Raw genomic sequence first — 18,605 nt, 5'->3', positions numbered from 1 at the left:
GGGGGACGCCCTCTAGGACTCGACCAGCGCCAGCGGCGCGCCGTCGGCCTGCGCCGAGCGGTAGGCCGTCTCGATGACCCGGGCGGTCCCGGCGATCTCCTGCGCGGGCACCTGCCAGCGCTCAGGGCGCGCCAGGGTCTCGCGGAAGTCCTCGAACATCGGGGCGAACCAGGCCAGGTGGGTCTGGTCGCGGCTCGGTGAGGGCAGGCTCCGGGTCCAGGCGCCGCCGGGGCCCTCGGCCCTCACCGTGTCGTCGTCTATGCGGAGAAAGCCCTCCGAGCCGGTGACCGAGTAGTGGTTCGCCCGCCGGTCCGCGCACCAGCTCAGCTCGATCTCGCAGTCCGCGGTGCCGAAGTCCATCCGGACCAGCGCCACCTCGTCGACCGCGTCCTGGCCCTGCGCCGGACGCTCCACCCGGCAGGAGATCTTCTCCGGAAGCCCGCCGAACAGCCGCAGCGCCATGTAAACGCAGTGGGTGCCGTGGTCGAGGAGTATCCCGCCACCCGCGAGCTGCTGTGAGCGGCGCCAGTCGGGCCGGAATCCGTCCACGCCACGGGCGTGCCGGTCGCGCAGGATCTGGAACCGGGCCGACTCCAGGCGCCCGATGCCATCGGCCACCGCGCCCTCCAGCAGCCGCATCATCGGCGAGGTGGCGTAGTTGTGCGACGGGTACAGCAGCCGCCCGCTCCGCTCGGCGGCGCGGATCAGGGTGTGCGCGTCGGACAGACGGACCGCCACCGGCTTCTCGCAGATCACATGGCAGCCCGCGGCCAGGGCCCGCTGGGCGAGCGGTACGTGGAACGCGGGCGGTGAGCAGACGTCGACCACGTCGACCTCGATGCCGTCCTGGGACAGCAGCTCGTCCAGGGAGTCGACCACCCGGCCGCCGGGCAGGCGGGAGGCCGCGAGTGCCGCGCGCTCGGGCGAGGGGTCGACGATCGCGACCACCTCGGCGCCCGGCACCGATCGGTATCCGCTCAGCCGGGCCCCGCCCGCGGTGCCGAACCCCACGATCGCCACCTTCATGCCGTCTCCTTCTGTCCGACGGCGGGCGGACGGGGGCCGCCGGCCGTCACCAAGCTCTCGTGGAGCGCCGGCGCCGCCGCGACCAGGTGCCCCTCACTCACGTCGAACGGCCCGCCGCCCCAGCCGGTGACCACTCCGCCGGCCTCGGCGACCAGCAGGGCACCGGGGGCGGCGTCCCAGGGGCCGATGCCGAATTCGAGATAGCCGTCATAGGCGCCGCAGGCGACCCGGCACAGCCCGGTCGAGGCCGATCCGGGCTCCCGGATCTCGAAGCCGCCCCGCAGCAGCCGGTCGGCGACCGAGCACTGCTCCTCCCGCACGACCCCTTCGGTTCCAAAACCGGTGCCCACCAGCGGACGGCCCGGCGGTCGGGCGCCGAGGCGCAGCCGCACACCGTCCCGGTAGGCGCCTTCGCCCGCTACCGCGGTGAAGGTGGTGCCGGTCTCCGGGAAGTGCACCACGGACAGCGCGGGACGCCCGCGCACGGCCAGGGCCAGGGCGACCGCGTAATCGGGCAGACCCCGGACGTAGTTGGTCGTGCCGTCGAGCGGGTCGACGATCCACGCGGCCTCGCCGGCACCCGGGAGGGAGCCCGCTTCCTCCGAGAGAACCCCGCACTCCGGGGTGAGGGTCCGCAGGACGTCGAGTACGGCTTCCTCAGCCGCCGTGTCGGCCTCGCCGACCAGGCTGCCGTCGGTTTTGGTGCGCACTCCGGCCGGAGCCGCGCGGCGGCGGAGCAGCTCCCGCGCGGCACGGCCCACCGCCTCCACGGCCACCTGGCGGTAGTGGTGCGGCGCGGCCACCGTCGGCGCGCCGCTCATGGCATGCCCCGCAGCCCGGTGAGGGTCTCGCGGATGATCCGCGCCGCGGTCATGGTCTGCTCGGGGTCGGCGTTGAGCGGCGGATACAGCCGCAGGCAGTTGCCACCGAGCATGACCAGGACTCCGGCCTCGAGCAGGGTGAGATAGACGTGCCGGACCAGGTCCTTGGGGGCCGGCTGCTTGGTCTCCTTGTCCGTCACCAGCTCGATGCCGATGGCCAGTCCGAGGCCGCGGACGTCCCCGACCAGCGGAGCCTCCTCCACCAGCCCGCGCAGCTGGTCCAGCAGCCGCTCGCCGAGGTCGGCGGTGTGCTCGACGAGCTTGTCCGAGGTGAGGATCCCGGTGGTGACGGCCACCGCGCGGCAGGCCATGGGAAAGGCGCCGAAACTGGAGGAACTGGCGCTCGGATCGGAGAAGGGGGCGGCGTCCATGGTCTCGGCCGAGGCGATCACCCCGGTGACGGGGTAGCCGCCGCCCATGCCCTTGCCGACGGTCAGCACGTCGGGGGTGAAGTCCTCGTGCTGGTAGGCGAACGCCTCCCCGGTCCTACCGAAGCCCGTCATCATCTCGTCCGCGATCAGCAGCGCGTCGAACTCCTCGGCCACGGACTTCAGCGCCGTGAGATATCCGGGCGGCGGCACGACATTGCCGGAGCGGCCCTGCACGGGCTCGACGACGATGGCCGCCAGCGCCCCGGTGCTGTTCTCCTTGATGACGTCGCGCGCATGGTCGACGCAGGCGAAGCCGCACTCTGGCGATGTCAGCTTGAAGGGGCAGCGGTAGCAGTTGGCGTACGGGGCCGAGAAGTAACCGGGAGGCAGGGGGCCGAGTCCCGACCTGGCCCCGGCGGTCAGCGCCAGGCTGCCCATCGTCTTGCCGTGGAAGCCGCCCCAGAAGGAGAGGAACTCGTGCTTGCCGGTCACCGACTTGGCGAGCCTGAGCGCCGCTTCGACCGCCTCGGTGCCTCCGCTGTAGAGCTGGATGGTGTCGAGCTCGGGCGGCAGGAACTCCTTGAGCCTGCGCGTCATCTCCAGGCGGGCGGCAGAGCCGAAGGCGCCCGCGGTGGACACCGCGAGCTGTTCCGCCATGGCGGCGACGTACCGCGGCTCGGCGTGGCCGATGGAGTTGACGCCGCCGGCGCCCTGGAAGTCGATGACGCGGTTGCCGTCGATGTCGACCAGGGTCGCGCCGTCCGCGCTCTCCACGCACAGCCGGGACCAGAGCATCACGGCCTGCAGGCCCGGTCCGATCACTTCCTGCTCGGCCTCCCAGTGTTCCTGGGTCGCCGTGCGGGGGTTGTGCAGCCCCCAGGTGTCGGCGCCGCTCACCGTGCTCCCTCCCTGATCACCTCGGTGAAGCCGTCGCGGGCCAGGGCCTGGAAGCCGCCGCGTGCCGCCTCGATGGCGGTGTCGATGTCCGCCTCGGTGGTGGCCGCGCTCACGAACCAGTGGTGGTTGGGGTGGAAGAAGACCCCGGCGCGGATGGTCTCGGTGTAGAAGCTCCGCTTCGCGGCCTGGTTCTCGTCCTCGGTGGGCAGCCGGAAGTCGAGGAACGGCATGGGCGGGTAGCCGACGACCTCGACGGGCGCCTGGTACTTCTCGGTGAGCTCGCGCAGACCGTCCTGGAGCCTGCGGCCCAGCGTCCAGACCCGCTCCAGGTACGGACCCGAACGGAGCTTGCGCAGTGTCGCCAGCGCCGCGGCCATGGCGTCGGAGTTGGCGTAGAACGTCGAGGAGATGTGGACGTGGTCCAGCCGGCGCAGCACATCGGCCCGGCCGGTCAGCGCGGAGATCGCATAGCCGTTGGCGAACGCCTTGCTGAAGGTGGCCAGGTCGGCGGTGATGCCGAAGTACTCCTGGGCACCGCCCAGGGCCATGCGGAAGCCGGAGCGCATCTCGTCGAGGACCAGCAGGGCCCCGTGCTCGCGGGTCAGCTCGCGGACGCCCTCCAGGAATCCGGGCGCCGGCGCCTCGGTGACGAAGGGCATCATCACCACGCAGGCGATCTCGCCGGGGTGTCGCTCGAAGTGGGCGCGGAGCGAGTCGAGGTCGTTGTACGCGAAGGTGTCGATGAGTTCGCGGGTGGCCTTGGGGACGCCGTGGTCCCACTGGGCACACCAGTCGTGCCAGCCGTTGTACCCGAACCTGACGACCCGGTCGCGACCGGTGAAGGAGCGCGCGAGGCGCACCGCGGCGCCGGTCGCGTCCGATCCGGTCTTCATGAGCATCGCCATCTCGGCGCCGGGAATCAGCTCCAGGAGTTCGGCGACGAGTTCGGTCTGCACCGGCTTGCTCAGACCGGTGGCGAACCCCTTCCGGATCTCCGCGATCACGCTGTCATCGACGTCCTGGTCGGTGTGGCCCAGGATGACGGTGCCATAGGCGAGGAAGAAATCGAGGTAGCGATTTCCATCGACGTCCCAGAAGTAAGCACCGCTGGTCCGGTCGACGAATATCGGATACTCGCCCTCGATCATCTGGTCGGAGGCGATGACGTTCTTCCTCTTGGCGGCCAGCGCGTCGATTTCTTCGGATTTTCGGGCAAGCTGGAACGATCGCTCCAAGGACACGGGTATTCCTCTCGGAAAGTCTGGTCGGGGAGAGAGGCTGCTGCCGGGCGCCCGGCGCGGGCGGCTCCGGCCGGCGTCCTCAGCCGGAGCGCACCGCCTTGACGGTGCGCAGCAGTTCGGCGGCGCGGGGTCGCACCTCGGCCAGATCCCCGCCGTGCAGGGCGTCGCCGATCAGGGGGCGTCCCAGTGCCGCGGCCCGGGCGCCGGCGCGGAAGTAGTCCGGCAGATCCTCGGTGGTGATGCCGCCGGTGGGCACGATCGGTATGTCGGGGAAGGCCATACAGAGCGACGCGGTGTACGCGGGGCCGCCGAGCCGGGCCGGGAAGAGCTTGACCAGCGCGGCGCCCAGCCGCCATGCCTCCATCACCTCGGTGGTGGTGAAGGCCCCACAGACCACGGGCACGCCGAGACGTCCGGCTTCGTCCAGCACCTCGGGGAGTACGCCGGGGGTGAGCAGGTAGTGGGCGCCCGCCTCCACGGCGCGGCGGGCGGTGTCCCGATCGCGCACCGTCCCCGCCCCCACCAGGGCGGCACCGGTGGCGACGCTGCGCCGGAGGGTGTCCAGCGCGGTGGGTGAGGTGAGGGTGATCTCCACGGCCCGGATGCCCGCCGCTCCCAGTTCCCGGGTGACGGCGGGCACCTCCGGGGAATCGGGCTCGGTGATCATCGCGATCAGGGCGCTGTCGGCGAGCTCGGCTGCCAGATCGAGCGAATTGCGCGCGGCCATGCTCACCCCTGCTTCTCGAAGACGATGATTTGACGGCGGGTGTGCCGGACCACTGGTGACTCCGGGTCGGGCAGCGCCCGTAGCTCCCGCACCAGGGGGGCGACCTTCTCCTCGAAGACGGCGTCGTCCGCGGCCCAGAGGTGGAAGAGCATGCGCTGTTCGAGACCCTGGGCTATCTGCTCGGGGGTGTGCCGGTGGGTGGCCGCCTCCAGCTCGCCCACCTCCACGGCCTTCAGGCCCACCGATGCGGCCAGCGGGACGATCTTCTCGGCCCGGTCGTCGGCCTCGGCCGTGCGCCGCTGGATCTCCTCCATGATGCGGCTGACCGGCTGGTCGTCGAAGAGGATCATCCCGGGGACGACCACATAGCGCCCACCGGGCTTGAGGACCCGGGCCACTTCGGCCAGCCCCGCGCGCTGGTCGCCCACGACGTGGAGTACCCACACGCTGTAGACCTGGCTGAAGGTCTCGTTCCCGAAGGGGAGCCGGGTGATCGAGGCGTTGGCCGCGGCCGGTCCGATACGGGACACGGCCTTGGTGAGCATCGCGTGGGACAGATCGATGCCGATCACCGAGCGGCCCATTTCCTCTAGGGCATAGGCGACCACTCCGGTGCCCATCCCCGCGTCCAGCAGAATGTCTTCGGTATTCGTACGCTCGGCAATGGCCGGAGCGATACGGCGACCGCGTTCTTCACCACCTCGGGTCTTGTCGTAGAAATCCGCTGCCGGGGAGAAATTGACGGACTCTCGCAATGCCACCTGCCTACGTCCGGGGCGAGTGTTCTCAGATTCGCCTGATGACCGAACCCGTTACTGCGCACCAAAAACTATATGTGGGCGCTAATCCCCGGGGAAGAGCAGTCGAATGCACCCTGAAAATGCGGACGTTCGGATTCCTGTGCGCCCGGCCGGAAGCAATGGGGGTTCAGTCGCCGGCGCGGGGCGATGCTCCGATCGCCCCGCCATCGGCCCGCCATACGGCCACCACGGCCGCGCGGGGCTGACTGTCGCCGCCGTCCGGCCAGTGCGAGGCCGGGTGCTGGGCGTCGGCGCCCGCCACCTCACCCGGGTGCTGCACCGACAGCAGGACGAGGTCGTCCTCGACCACGGGCCCGCATGCCTCGGCACCGACGGGGATGGTCATGAAGCGCTTCACCCGGCCGCGCTCGGGCCCTTCGGTGGCCAGGACGTACAGCCCGTCATTGCCCATCCGGCCGCTGTTGTCCGTCGTCAGCCACAGATTGCCGTGCCGGTCGAAGGCGATGTTGTCGGGACAGGAGATCGCGCTGACCCGCCCCTTGTCGTATCCGGCGTAGTAGGTGTCGGGGGACGCGGGGTCACCGCAGACGAGCAGCAGCCGCCAGTCGAAGCGCTCGGCCGTGGCGTCGCGGCCCTTCTCCTCCAGCTCCAGGACATGGCCGTCCCGGTTGTCGCGGCGCGGGTTGGCCTCGTCGGGCGCCGGGGCGCCGGCTGCTCCCCGGTAGTCGTTGTTGGTGAGCGCGGCGTAGACGCGTCCGGTGTGCGGGTGCGGCTGGACGTCCTCGGGGCGGTCCATGGCCGTGGCGCCGGCCCGGTCCGCGGCCTGACGGGTGAAGATGTAGACCTCGTCGGCGGTCATCCCGGGCACGAAGCTGCGTCCGTTGTGGGCGAGCGGCAGCCAGCGGCCGGTGCCGTCGAACTCCCCGTCCTGGGGGAGCCTTCCGGATCCGTCGATCTCTTCCGCCGGGCTGTCCCCGGTGAAGCGGGCGACGTAGAGCGTGCCGGAGTCCAGCAGGGCCTTGTTGTGCTCCCGGGCCGCTGCGGTGTCTCCCTCCCGCATCCGCTCATCGGAGACGAATTTGTAAAGGTACTCGAACCGTTCGTCGTCGCCCATGTAGGCCACCACACGGCCGTCGGGGGCCACGACGATGTTCGCCCCTTCGTGCTTGAAGCGCCCCAGCGCGGTGTGTTTGACAGGCGTTGCCCGCGGGTCGTGAGGGTCGATCTCGACGATCCAGCCGAATCGATTCGCCTCGTTGGGTTCGCGCCCCAGGTCGAACCGCCGGTCGTACCACTCCCATTTGCGCAGCGACGGCCCCGGCGCGAAGCCGTACCGCGCGAGCGCCGTGCGCGCCTGCTGGGTGGGTGCCCGGTCCGCGTGGGCGAAGGGGACGTGGACGTTCTCCTCGCCGGAGAGCACGGTGCCCCAGGGGGTCACACCTCCTGAGCAGTTGGCCATGGTGCCCCGCACTCGCCTGCCCTCCGGGTCGGCGCCGGTACGCAGGTAGGGCGAGCCCGCTGCCGGTCCGCGCAGCTCGAAGGGGGTGGTCAGGCTGATGCGACGATTCCAGCGGGAGCGGGTGCGGACCCGGGGGCGACGTTCACCGTGCGGGCGCTCCAGCAGCACGACGGAGAGGCCGTGTGCCTGCCAGGAGGTGCGCACCTGCTCCTCGGTCGGCGCGTCCGTGTTCCAGTGCGGGAACATCAGCGGTTCGTTGGCGTACTCGTGGTTGCTGACCATCAGCCAGCGGCCATGGCCACGCAGCGGCAGCAGCGCGCAGTAGTCGTTGTTGACGCCGAACTGGCGGGCCTGGGCCCAGGCCGTCTGCCCGTCGAAGTCGAACGGCGGGGCGTCCCCCAGGACGGGGTCGCCCCAGCGTATGAGCACCGCGTACTCATACCCCTCGGGCACCACGACGCGGTCGGAGTGGTCCACCGGGACCGGGGTGAAGTCCGTGCCCGGGGCGGGGGCCGGCTCCGCGGGCGGGCCGTCCGCCGCTGCCGTGCCGCTCCCGGCCAGCGCCAGGCCCGTCGCCGCGGCGGTGACGGCGCCGGCCTTCAGCGCCTCGCGGCGGGAGGCCAACTGGCGCAGCACATCGCCGAAGGAGACGCCCCGTGAGAGGTTCGGCGCGTGTCCGGCGCACGCGTCACCGCATTTGAACCGGCATGTCGCCGCGGACCTGTTCACCTTGCCGTGCACTCTGCCTCCGAACTCTCGATCAGCCCGCCAGCCGCCCACGGGCCTCCACCTGGTCGGCGAAGTCCAGCCACTGCTGGGCGCACTGCCGCGCCACCTGGGCCACGGTGCGGGAGCAGTGCGACGGCACCCCCTTGACCAGCCACTGCCACTCCTGGGCGCTGATCGAGTGGATGCTCAGCAGGAACATCAGCCGTCGCCCCACCTCGGTGAAGCGCAACGAAGGGTCCCTGCGCAGGACTTCCAGGGCGGCCACGGCATCCGCCGGGATCCGCGGCGGCTCGATGCGCGGGGCGACACGGCGCTCCTTCTTCTGCTCGGCCGCCCGCAGCTTGGGCGGGACGGGATCCTGGCCGAGCCGGATGCGCTCGCGGACGTCCCTGGTCGTGGCCAGCGCGATGCCGGCCGCCTCGGAGATCTCCCGCAGCGAGGCGTCGGGACGCTGGGCCATCAGCTCACTGGCTCGGCGGCGTCCTTCGGCCGCGCTGAGCGGCCGCGCCCTACCGTCCCGGCCGACCCTCTTGCCGTTCGCCTGCGACTCGCTCGCCCGGGCATCACCGGACTGCCGGCCGTTCGGCCACGGATCTCCGTTCAACTGAGCATCATGCTCAGTTGAACGCTCGCGTAAGGCGCGGACGGTCTTGGTCGCGATGCCTGCCGCGGAGGCGATCAGCCGGTCCGACCACTGCGGATGGGTCTGGATCATCCGGGCCGCCGCCCGCGCCCGGTCGGCGCGGGAGAGCGGCAGCCCATGGGTGGTGTTCAGCCGTACGGCGAGGACGAAGGCGTCCTGGTCGCTGCCGTCGTAGAAGACGACCTGGACGTGCTCCTCCCCCCGGATCTGGGCCACGCGCAGGCGGTGCATGCCGTCGATGACCCGCATCGTCGAGCGATGCACGACGATCGGCGGCAGCGGGACGTCCAGCTCCGCCAGCGCGTGCACGTGCTGGGGGTCCTCCCCCGCCGCCCTGGGTGAGTCGGAAGGGCGCAGCGCGGCGATCGGCACCAGGGTGGGCAGCTGCCCTTCCAGGGACTCCTCATGGCCGGCCCCCGACGCACGGTGCGCCGTGCCGCGGGCGTGCTCCCCGGCGCTCCCGTGGTCCTGACCGCTCTCCTCGATCCCCTGCCCGCGGATGCCGTCCGCGAGGGTGGACGTCAAGACACGACCCAACGCTGCCACACCATTCCCCCTATCTCAGCGGGCCGGGACACCCGACTGACAATGGAACGACAAGGACGGTCAATCCAACGTGAGTTGAAGGCTCACCGGAACAGGACGCTAGGTTGGGCGCTCTCCGGTGTCAACACGTGGTCCAGTCCACTCGATGATCCCCATCGCGTCCGCCCCCGCATTAGAGTGAGTGTTTGAAAGGGAGGCGGGACAGTGAACAGCTCCAGCACCCCGGCGGGATCCTCGCTCGCCGACAAGCTGAATCACCTCTTCGAGACGGTGCGTCCGGCAGGGCGCGGCGAGCCGTACAACAGCGAGGAGGCGGCGCGCGTCCTGACCGCCTCGGGAGTGCCGATATCCGGCAGTTACATATGGCTGCTGCGCAGGGGGCAGCGGGACAACCCCACGCTCCGCCATGTGGAGGCGCTCGCGAAGCTCTTCGGCGTGCCACCGGCCTATTTCTTCGACGACCAGGTGACCGAGGAAGTCAACGCCCAGCTCAGGCTGCTGACCGCGCTGCGGGACGGGCGGGTGCACTCCGTCGCGCTGCGGGCGGCCGGACTGTCACCGGAGAGTCTGGATTCCATTCGCGAAGTGATCGAGCGCGTGCGGGAGTTGGAGGGGCTGCCCCGTGAGCCCCAGGAATTCGAGCCGTAGGCGCCCCCACGGCTCGGCCGCACCAGCTTCCGCACGGCACCGGGACGCCTAAGGAACCGCGACCATGCACGATGCCACCCCCCAACGCCACGGCCACGCTTCAGGACGACAGCTCAAACGCCTCCGTCGCGCCTGCCACCAGCTCCTCGAAGACTTGGCGCTGCCCGCGGACTTCACCATCCCGCTGCTCGCGCAGCGGCTCAGCGCCAGCCGCGGCCGCCCGATCGTCCTGGCCCCGATGGAGTTGCGCGAGGGCAGTCTGTACGGCGTGTGGATCGCCACGGACGTCGCGGACTTCATCGCCTACGAGAGCCGCACCTCCCTGCCGCACCAGCATCACATCATCGCCCATGAACTCGCCCACATCGTCTGCGGCCACCACAGTCCCGAAGCGCGTCGACAGGAGCTCGGTCTGCACCATCTCTTCCCATCCCTGGATCCCGCGATGGTCCGCCAGCAGCTGGGACGCTCGGCCTACGGTGACCAAGAGGAGCAGGAGGCCGAGACGATGGCCTCACTGTTGCTGATGGCCGCCTCGCGCCGCTTCTTCGAGCCGCTGTGGCAGGCGCCGTCCGACGCCGCCGGCACCCTCTCGCGGATCGAGCACTCCCTCGGCCGCCCCGGCTCCGGCCCGGTCTGACCATGCTGTTCACCATCACGTCCTGGACGTGCGCCATCAGCGCGCTGGCGGCGTTCTTCTACAAGCTCCCGACCGCCCGGCGCAGTGGCGGGGATCCCGCGCCCATCGCGCTGTGCGTCTATTTCCTCTGCTCGAGTCTCAGCTTCCTGATCGACCTCGACCCGGTGCGCTCGGTGGTGTCGGAGGCGCTGCGCTACCCGAGCATCACCACCGTCATCACCCAGAGCGCGGTCGTCGTGCTCACCGCGGCGCAGCAGGTGGCGCTGGTCCACTGGTCGCGCCCGCGGGAGCGGGCCGGGCCGGAGGCGCGCCGCCGGGTCGTGGTGTTCGGCGCCGCGCTCGCCGTGCTGATCACGCTGTTCTTCCTGCTGGGGCCGCTGGGGCGGTACGACAGCCCGCTGACGGCCATCACCATGCATCTGACCAAGCCGCACTACGCCCTCTACATGGCGCTCTACATCAGCGTCTGCGCGGCCGGTCAGCTCGAGGTGCTACGGCTGTCGCTGCGGTTCGCGCGGCTGGCCCACCGCCCATGGCTGCGGCGCGGCATGCGCATCATGAGCGCGGGGGCCGCGCTGGTGCTCGTCTACTGCGGCTGCCGCTTCGCGGCGCTCATCGGCCTCGGACTCGACATGAACGTCGACGTGCTGCACCGCATCAGCTGGCTCACCGGGGACACCGGGTCACTCTTCCAGATCATCGGCTGGACGCTGCCCGCCTGGGGCATCCGGCTCTCCGCCGTCCGGCAGTGGTGTGCGCAGTACCGCGCCCACCGGCGGCTGCGGCCGCTGTGGGTGGCCCTGTGCACCGCGGTGCCCACCATCGCGTTGGCCCCTCCGCGCTCCCGGCTCTCCGCTCTCCTTCCGCCGCGCGACCTCGCGTACCGGCTGTACCGCACCGCCATAGAGATCCGTGACGGCCAACTGGCCCTGCGCCCATACGCCGATGCCGCCATGGTCCGCCGGCAGGCCGACGCGCTGAGGCTGGCCGCCGACCCGCACTCCCCGCTCGGCGAGGCGCTGCTGCTCCATGCCGCGCTGGGCAACCGCGGGGCCAAGGCGTACGAGCCCGCCGCCGCGCCGACCTCCTTCGACCACTCCGCGCATGACGACATCGCCAAGGAGATCGCCCGGTTGACCGAGGTGGCCGACGCGTTCGTGCGGGTGCGCCGTATGAAGGCCATGAATGCCATGGAGACGGCAGGGGCGCGTGCCGCACCGGCGCGCGCCCCTGCCGGTTGACCCGATGCCGGCGGGCCTTCGCAGTGCGGGCGCTCAGGGCATCCACGCCACATAGGACATGACGTCGCCGGCCTTGACCTGGTAGTCGCCGACGTCCTTGGTGAAGGTCACCTCGATGCCCAGGATGCGGCCGCTGTCCGGATCGAGGATGAGCATGTAACGGGCGTCGGCTGTGCCGCCGCCGTCGTAGACGTATGCCTGCCCGGGCCGGCCCAGCCGGTCGGTGATCGCGCCGACCGGCCGCAGGCCGCGGGCGTCGGCCAGCAGCGCGGCGAGGGCGGCGGTCTCCCGGGGGCCGGGTGTCCATTCCCGCAGCAGCGAGGAGACGGCGTCCAGCAGCTCGGGCGTCGTGGTCGCGCCGGGGATGTACAGATCGGTCAGGTAGTCGCGGAGCGCGGCCGGGTCGTGTGGTGGCCTGAGTGCGTCGGGCAGACGGGTACCCGGCGGGTAGGACTGGCGGTGCAGGACCTTCCCGTCGTGGACCCTGCGCGGCGTGCCGCCGGAGTCGTCGATGACCGGGCGGCCCGGGTGGCGCGGATCGGTCGCCACCACCAGCTCGGAGCCGCTGCCGTCGGGCTTCCAGCGGGTGATGTGCTCCTCGGGCACGGTGACGGGCGGCGCACCGCCGGGCCCGGCTTCCATGCTCAGCGCCCATTCCTGCAGATGGCTGCCCCGGCGAAGCGCGGCATGGCTGTCGTCGGCCACGACCTTCGCCCGCCGGGCGATCTCGCCGAGCGGCACGCCGCGGGAGCCGTCGCGCGGGGTGAGCGGGGCCGGCGCGGCGAGGGCGGGTGTGGTGCCGGTCCCGGAGAGGGTGAAGGTGAGGGTGGCGACGGCGACGACAGCCGCGGTGACCGCGGTCATGACCAGCCGCCGCCGACCGCGGCGCGCCGAGCCGTGCAGCAGCCGGTTGAGCTGCCGCTCCGCCCGGCTGTCCAGCGGGCCGTCGCGCCAGGGCGCTTCGTCCTGCCGCACGGGGTTGGCCTGCCGCAGCAGTTCCAGTTCATCGGTCATCGCCGCGATCCCGTCTGGTTCGTCGGGGTGGTATCGGTGCCGGCCGTGGCCCGGGCGTCGCCGGGCCGGCCACCGGGGTCGCCACCGCCGCCGTCCGCGCCGGCCGGCTCACCGGCCGTGGTGGCCGACGTCATCCGCATGCCGTCGATCTGGGTGCGCAGGCGCCGGCGGGCACGGTGCAGCCGCATGGCCGCCGCGCTGGAGCTGCATCTCAGTGCCACGGCGAGCTCCGCGATGTTCAACTCCTCCCAGCTGGTCAGGCGCAGGACTTCCCGGTCCGCCGGCGAGAGCCGGGCCAGCGCCTCGTGCACCCAGGAGCCGGGGCGGTCGGTGTCGGGGCTGCGGACGATATGCGTGCCGTGGGCGGCCTGGTGGTGGCCGAGCTTCCGCAGCAGGCGGCGGTAGCGGCCGTGCCCGCGTACGGTGTTGGCCAGGCAGTTCCGCGCCACGCCGTACAGCCAGGGGAGCTGCGGCTCGGGGAGTTCGGCCCGGCGCCGCCAGGCCACCGAGAAGACCTCCGCGACCACCTCTTCCACCTCATGCGCCTGACCGTCCAGTCGGCGCGCCACGTAGCGGCTGACCGCCCAGTAGTGCGCTCGATAGGCGTCGGCGAACGCCTCGTCCGTGCTCATGACCGCTTGGTGTCCGGCATTCCGCCGATCCTCACACCCCACCCCTGTGATTCTTCCGGCGTGACACCCGCGGGGCCGCCGGACACCTACCGGGTATGAAGGTTACGTATCCCCGCCGATCCGCCGTGGTGAAGTGGCTGACGACCACTGACCACAAGACCATCGGTACGCTGTATCTGGTCACCTCGTTCGCGTTCTTCTGCATCGGTGGTCTGCTGGCGCTGTTCATGCGCGCCGAGCTGGCGCGTCCCGGCACGCAGATGATGTCGAACGAGCAGTTCAACCAGGCGTTCACGATGCATGGCACGATCATGCTGCTGATGTTCGCCACGCCGCTGTTCGCGGGCTTCGCGAACTGGATCATGCCGCTGCAGATCGGTGCGCCGGATGTGGCCTTCCCGCGGCTGAACATGTTCGCCTACTGGCTCTACCTGTTCGGTTCGCTGATCGCGGTGGCCGGGTTCATCACCCCGCAGGGCGCGGCCGACTTCGGCTGGTTCGCCTACTCCCCGCTGTCGGACGCGGTCCGCTCCCCGGGTGTGGGCGCGGACATGTGGATCATGGGTCTGGCGTTCTCCGGTTTCGGTACGATCCTGGGCTCGGTCAACTTCATCACCACCATCATCTGCATGCGTGCCCCGGGCATGACGATGTTCCGGATGCCGATCTTCACCTGGAACGTGCTGCTGACCGGTGTGCTGGTGCTGCTGGCCTTCCCGGTGCTGGCCGCGGCGCTGTTCGCGCTGGAGGCGGACCGCAAGTTCGGCGCGCATGTCTTCGACGCGTCCAACGGTGGCGCGCTGCTGTGGCAGCACCTGTTCTGGTTCTTCGGCCACCCTGAGGTGTACATCATCGCGCTGCCGTTCTTCGGCATCATCTCCGAGGTCGTGCCGGTCTTCTCGCGCAAGCCGATGTTCGGTTACGGCAGCCTGATCGCCGCGACCATCGCGATCGCGGGTCTGTCGGTGACGGTGTGGGCGCACCACATGTACGTCACCGGTGGTGTGCTGCTGCCGTTCTTCTCCTTCATGACCTTCCTGATCGCGGTTCCCACCGGTGTGAAGTTCTTCAACTGGCTGGGCACCATGTGGAAGGGCTCGCTCAGCTTCGAGACACCCATGCTGTGGGCCGTCGGCTTCCTGATCACCTTCACCTTCGGTGGACTGACCGGCGTCATGCTGGCGTCACCACCGGTCGATTTCCATGTGTCCGACTCGTATTTCGTGGTGGCTCATTTCCATTACGTCCTGTTCGGGACGGTGGTGTTCGCGATGTTCTCCGGATTCCACTTCTGGTGGCCGAAGTTCACCGGCAAGATGCTGGACGAGCGGCTGGGCAAGATCACCTTCTGGACGCTGTTCATCGGCTTCCACGGCACCTTCCTCGTCCAGCACTGGCTGGGGACGCAGGGGATGCTCCGGCGGGTGCCGGACTATCTCGCCGCGGAGGGATTCACCACACTGAACACGGTGTCGACGATCAGCTCCTTCCTGCTGGGCCTGTCGATCCTGCCGTTCTTCTACAACGTGTGGAAGACGGCGAAGTACGGAAGGAAGGTCGAGGTCGACGACCCGTGGGGTTACGGCCGCTCGCTGGAGTGGGCGACCTCCTGCCCGCCGCCGCGGCACAACTTCCTCACCCTGCCCCGCATCCGCTCCGAATCCCCGGCGTTCGACCTGCACCACCCGGAGATCGCACTGCCCGCCGCCGAGCCGGGCACCGAGAAGGGCGCGCTGACATGAGCGCCGACATGCGGGCGGCCGAGGCGATCAACGAGATCGAGGGCTTTCTGCTGTGGGAGGCGGAGAAGGAGAAGGCCCGGGTGCGGGCGCGCGCGTTCTGCGCACGGCTGCCGTGGCTGACCGAGTCGCAGCGCGCCGAGGTGGAGGGCCGCTATGCCGACGATCAGCTGGTCACCTCGAAGGCGTTCCTGGAGTCGGTGGCGGAGCGCAGCGGCGAACTCCGCGCCGAGTACGAGGGTGTGTACCGGGCACTGCGGCGGCGGCTGGTGGCGGCCTGTCTGCTCGGTTCGGCCGCGCTGCCGACGGCTGTCGCGTTCATGGTGCGATAGCGGGCTCAGGACTCCGTGCACAGCACCGGGACGCGGCGGATGAGGTTGTTGCCGAAGCCGCCGCGGTTCCAGGGCTGCACGACGGGCTGGATGTGGCCCGCCGCGTCGGTGGCCCGGGCGCACAGCAGGTGGGGGCCCGGGACAGCCGTCCACTCCGCCCGCCACCGCTGCCAGGCCCAGCGGTGGCGGGCGTCCGGCGCGGCCAGTTCGGCGTCGGACCAGGTCCGACACCGGTTCGCCCGGTTCGTCGGCGGACCGCCGGTAGCGGTAGGCCACCGCTGCTGGAATCCGGTGAACGGCGTGGCGGTGAGGGTGATCCGGCGCAGCCATTTCACGTGCGCCATGCCGTACCAGCCGGGGACCACCAGTCGCAGCGGATGGCCGTGCTGCGGGGGCAGCGGCGAGCCGTTCATGGTGGTGACGGCCGGCAGCGACCGCGGGGTCGGGCGCTGACCTCGGCGACGCGCGGGTCCATGCGTCCATGGTGCGCCGCGCCGCGCGAGGGCGCTCTCCGGGCGAGCGGCCCGGTCCGGTGTCACCGCCTGCGCTGCGCGCCGCTCTCCCGCAGGAGCGCTTCGGTGATCAGCCGCACCCCGCAGGCCAGGCGGTTGAGCTGCTCCAGCTCGGTGGCGTAGAGCTTGATGGTGGATTCGATGATCGTCTCGGAGATCCCCAGGGAGGGCAGTTCCACGCGGCAGGTCCGCAGTGCGACCCGCACGGCGCGGATCTCGTGCTGGAGGTGGATCTGCGCATGCCGGGCGAGGAGGACGGGGTGCCGGAGGAGCGGTGTGTAGCCCGCGTAGCGGGCCGGCAGCAGATCCCGGAGCCACCGGGCGGCCGTACGTTCCCAGTCGCGGCTACCCGGTGGCTTGACCTGACAGGGCCAGTCCGCGCTGATCGGTGAGTAGGTCTGGGACATCGTCGTCGCTTCCGGAACCGAGGGGTCTGACCGTGGGGATCAGGTGGGTGGCCGGCGGCCCCGGCCCAGGGGTTGACCAGGGCCGCCGGGGGGCATCCGAGGGGAGCGGACTACCCGGAGGGAACACCGTCGGGACGACGAGGAGGGAAAGTCGTCCTTCGGTGTTCGCTCACATGGCCCCGGGGACTCGCCGTCGCGAGCGCTGTACCGGCTCCAGCCCTTTGCGGACCCGGGTGCCACGAGCAGTAAATATATATACTGCGAAGTAAGCAAGGGTATGAAAAATTTCATACAGGGAGAGAGTGTGAAAGCCCGTGCGGCCCGGCGGCCGGTGTGCTGCCGCGGGGCGGGCGAGGCCGGGCGTTCCCGGCCACGCCGGGTGGTCAGTCCTCGATGAAGAAGTCGTGCTGCTCCGCGGCCTGTTCGTACTTCTCCAGCCGGAGCTGGGTGCGCTCCGGGTCGGCGTCGGCCATGGCCTGGAGGATGGCCGCCGAGAGCACCCCCGGCGCCGCGTACGAGTCGAAGACCAGCCGCGATCCGGTGCCCGCGGTCAGCGCCACGTCGGCCTCCTCCACCAGCGGCCCGAGCGTCAGGTCGGTGATCAGCGCCACGCGGAGCCCGGTGCGCCGGGCGGCCCGCATCGCCGCCAGCAGCTCGTTGGAGTGCCGCGGCATCGCGAAGGCCAGCACCCAGGTCCCGCCCGCCTCGCGCGACTGGAGCAGCGCGTCATAGGCCACGCTGCCCCCGCGGGACACCAGGCGCACGTCCGGATGGATCCGCTTCGCCGCGTAAGCGAAGTACTCCGCCAGGGAGACGGAGATCCTCAGGCCCAGGATGGTCAGCGGCACCGATCTGGCGAGTTCGCGGCCGATGTCGAGGACCTGGTCGGTGTCGGCGAACACCCGGCGCAGGCTCTCCAGGTTCGCGATCTCCGCGTCGACCGCCGCCTGGAGCTCGTTGCGGCGGATCTCCTCCCGGGTGCCCTGCGCGCCGGCGACGGCGCTCAGCGCGATGGGCTGCAGCGCCTCCCTCAGGGCCGGGTATCCGCTGAAGCCGAGAGAGGACGCGAAGCGCGTCACCGACGGCTGGCTGACGCCCACGCGCTCGGCGAGGTCCGTGATCGACAGGAACGCGGCCTCGGTGAGGTGATCGGTGATGTACTGCGCGATACGCCGCTGGGCGGGAGACAGCCGGTGTCCGCCGAACAAGGCGCGCACCTTGTCAGCGGGGAGCGGCTCCGCTCCCGAGGACCGCCTGCCCGGTGTGATCGCGGACGCCTGCGCGCGTGCCCGCTGCCCTGATGGCACCGGTGTGCCTGCTTCTCGTGCCACCCGATCAACATAGCTCACACCGTCCGGTTACCCACTGTCACCGAAGCCGGTCGTGGCCACCGGTCGCGCGGCGAAAAGGCCGCGCGCTCCGGCTCCGCCCAGCCCGGGCAGGCCGCCCGGACGCGGGGGTGCGGCCGGGCGGGTGCCAATCCCCCGCCCGGCCGACCGCTCAGCGCCCTAACTCACTTCGAGCCCGAGGATGATGCCGTCGAAGTCGTAGCTGTTGTCATCCAGGGCCAGCCCACTCCTGCCCCCACCCTGGCTGGCCCACGGCGTGACCGCGGGTACCCCGGCCCGGTTGTTGTCCACCGCCGTGACCGAGAGCCGGAAGTCCACCAGGGACGCCGCCGACGGCCACCGACGGCTGTCCACGAAGAGCCGGTACTTGTCGGGGTCGTAGCCGTTGTCGTCGGTGATCATCCCCGAGTCGCCGCCGCCCTCACTGGCCCACGGCGTGTACTGCACCGGGCCGTAGTGGCCGCTGCCGTCCATGGCCTGGGCCCCGATGCGGAAGTCCACCGCGTTCAGCGGATCCCCGGGCGTGGTGTTGAGGTCGATGAGGACAGCGTCCGGGTCCTTGCCGTTGGCGTCCCCGGCCCAGTTGGACGAACTGTTGCCGAACTTCACATTCTTGGTGAACTGCTCCGCCCCGAACTGCGAGGTGCCTCCACTGTCGGCCAGTTGGAGTCCCACCCGGAAGGTGTTCAACTCCGCTGCCTGGGCGGAGGACGGAACAGCGCAAAACAAAGCGGCGACCGCTGCGCTCGCGGCCGCCGCTGCCAGGGACCTGGCTCTGGCTCTTGCTCTCATGGTGCGTTCCTCCCCTGG

The 18,605-nt window shown here is 70.7% G+C and carries 19 protein-coding genes; 5 read left to right on the top strand and 14 right to left on the bottom strand.

Translation table 11 applies throughout. The features are described 5' to 3' along the window. Positions 1-12: 12 nt before the first annotated feature. The 8 genes from AC4BDD_RS27030 to AC4BDD_RS26995 form a co-directional block, all read right to left on the bottom strand. On the bottom strand, positions 13-1,026 hold the full coding sequence (locus tag AC4BDD_RS27030) for a Gfo/Idh/MocA family protein (protein ID WP_490688066.1): 1,014 nt from the start codon (positions 1,024-1,026) through the stop codon (positions 13-15). Further along, complete coding sequence (locus tag AC4BDD_RS27025; protein WP_490688065.1) at positions 1,023-1,847, bottom strand: inositol monophosphatase family protein; 825 nt, start codon at positions 1,845-1,847, stop codon at positions 1,023-1,025. The genes AC4BDD_RS27030 and AC4BDD_RS27025 overlap by 4 nt, the downstream gene beginning before the upstream one ends. After that, positions 1,844-3,175: an aspartate aminotransferase family protein gene (locus AC4BDD_RS27020; protein ID WP_490688064.1), complete on the bottom strand. Its 1,332-nt coding sequence runs from the start codon at positions 3,173-3,175 to the stop codon at positions 1,844-1,846. Before AC4BDD_RS27020 ends, AC4BDD_RS27025 begins: the two co-directional genes overlap by 4 nt. Further along, entirely contained in the window at positions 3,172-4,416 is a 1,245-nt protein-coding gene (locus tag AC4BDD_RS27015; RefSeq protein ID WP_490688063.1) for an aspartate aminotransferase family protein, read from the bottom strand. Before AC4BDD_RS27015 ends, AC4BDD_RS27020 begins: the two co-directional genes overlap by 4 nt. Before the next feature lie 79 nt (positions 4,417-4,495). Then, positions 4,496-5,143, bottom strand: a complete 648-nt coding sequence (locus AC4BDD_RS27010) for a bifunctional 4-hydroxy-2-oxoglutarate aldolase/2-dehydro-3-deoxy-phosphogluconate aldolase (protein WP_490688062.1) — start codon at positions 5,141-5,143, stop codon at positions 4,496-4,498. A gap of 2 nt (positions 5,144-5,145) precedes the next feature. Further along, on the bottom strand, positions 5,146-5,763 hold the full coding sequence (locus AC4BDD_RS27005) for a class I SAM-dependent methyltransferase (RefSeq protein ID WP_490688061.1): 618 nt from the start codon (positions 5,761-5,763) through the stop codon (positions 5,146-5,148). 307 nt (positions 5,764-6,070) lie between these two features. After that, a complete protein-coding gene (locus AC4BDD_RS27000) occupies positions 6,071-8,104 on the bottom strand; it encodes a PhoX family protein (RefSeq protein ID WP_490688060.1) in 2,034 nt (677 codons plus the stop codon). A 19-nt stretch (positions 8,105-8,123) separates the two neighbouring features. Further along, positions 8,124-9,260 (bottom strand): ParB/RepB/Spo0J family partition protein, encoded by a 1,137-nt coding sequence (locus AC4BDD_RS26995; RefSeq protein WP_490688059.1) that lies wholly within the window; start codon positions 9,258-9,260, stop codon positions 8,124-8,126. Positions 9,261-9,485: 225 nt separating this feature from the next. Here AC4BDD_RS26995 and AC4BDD_RS26990 point away from each other — a divergent pair, with 225 nt between their 5' ends. From AC4BDD_RS26990 to AC4BDD_RS26980, 3 genes are all read left to right on the top strand, one after another. Then, a complete protein-coding gene (locus AC4BDD_RS26990) occupies positions 9,486-9,929 on the top strand; it encodes a helix-turn-helix domain-containing protein (protein WP_490688058.1) in 444 nt (147 codons plus the stop codon). Between the two features lie 64 nt (positions 9,930-9,993). Further along, complete coding sequence (locus AC4BDD_RS26985) at positions 9,994-10,569, top strand: ImmA/IrrE family metallo-endopeptidase (protein WP_490688057.1); 576 nt, start codon at positions 9,994-9,996, stop codon at positions 10,567-10,569. Between the two features lie 2 nt (positions 10,570-10,571). Further along, the gene (locus AC4BDD_RS26980; RefSeq protein WP_490688056.1) at positions 10,572-11,810 is read left to right on the top strand and encodes an MAB_1171c family putative transporter; all 1,239 of its coding nucleotides are present in this window, start codon (positions 10,572-10,574) and stop codon (positions 11,808-11,810) included. 33 nt (positions 11,811-11,843) lie between these two features. Here the strand turns inward: AC4BDD_RS26980 and AC4BDD_RS26975 are convergent, their stop codons facing one another. Both AC4BDD_RS26975 and AC4BDD_RS26970 read right to left on the bottom strand, forming a co-directional pair. Further along, a complete protein-coding gene (locus AC4BDD_RS26975) occupies positions 11,844-12,824 on the bottom strand; it encodes a CU044_5270 family protein (RefSeq protein WP_490688055.1) in 981 nt (326 codons plus the stop codon). Next, positions 12,821-13,456: an RNA polymerase sigma factor gene (locus tag AC4BDD_RS26970; protein ID WP_490688054.1), complete on the bottom strand. Its 636-nt coding sequence runs from the start codon at positions 13,454-13,456 to the stop codon at positions 12,821-12,823. Before AC4BDD_RS26970 ends, AC4BDD_RS26975 begins: the two co-directional genes overlap by 4 nt. 95 nt (positions 13,457-13,551) lie before the next feature. Here AC4BDD_RS26970 and ctaD point away from each other — a divergent pair, with 95 nt between their 5' ends. Continuing rightward, entirely contained in the window at positions 13,552-15,198 is a 1,647-nt protein-coding gene (gene ctaD, locus AC4BDD_RS26965; RefSeq protein ID WP_490688053.1) for an aa3-type cytochrome oxidase subunit I, read from the top strand. Next, the gene (locus AC4BDD_RS26960) at positions 15,195-15,527 is read left to right on the top strand and encodes a hypothetical protein (protein ID WP_490688052.1); all 333 of its coding nucleotides are present in this window, start codon (positions 15,195-15,197) and stop codon (positions 15,525-15,527) included. Before ctaD ends, AC4BDD_RS26960 begins: the two co-directional genes overlap by 4 nt. 5 nt (positions 15,528-15,532) lie before the next feature. Here AC4BDD_RS26960 and AC4BDD_RS26955 read toward each other — a convergent pair whose 3' ends face one another. From AC4BDD_RS26955 to AC4BDD_RS26940, 4 genes are all read right to left on the bottom strand, one after another. Next, complete coding sequence (locus tag AC4BDD_RS26955) at positions 15,533-15,940, bottom strand: molybdopterin-dependent oxidoreductase (RefSeq protein WP_490688051.1); 408 nt, start codon at positions 15,938-15,940, stop codon at positions 15,533-15,535. 122 nt (positions 15,941-16,062) lie between these two features. Next, positions 16,063-16,446, bottom strand: coding sequence for a hypothetical protein (locus tag AC4BDD_RS26950; protein WP_490688050.1), 384 nt, complete (start codon positions 16,444-16,446; stop codon positions 16,063-16,065). Positions 16,447-16,829: 383 nt separating this feature from the next. Then, a complete protein-coding gene (locus tag AC4BDD_RS26945) occupies positions 16,830-17,753 on the bottom strand; it encodes a MurR/RpiR family transcriptional regulator (protein WP_490691951.1) in 924 nt (307 codons plus the stop codon). 201 nt (positions 17,754-17,954) lie between these two features. Then, entirely contained in the window at positions 17,955-18,485 is a 531-nt protein-coding gene (locus AC4BDD_RS26940) for a hypothetical protein (protein WP_490688049.1), read from the bottom strand. Between the last annotated feature and the right edge of the window lie 120 nt (positions 18,486-18,605).

The sequence above is a fragment of the Streptomyces sp. JLBT605 genome (assembly GCF_058215555.1).
The sequence above is the reverse complement of the archived record's forward strand: the minus strand, read 5'-3'. Positions and strand labels throughout refer to the sequence as shown.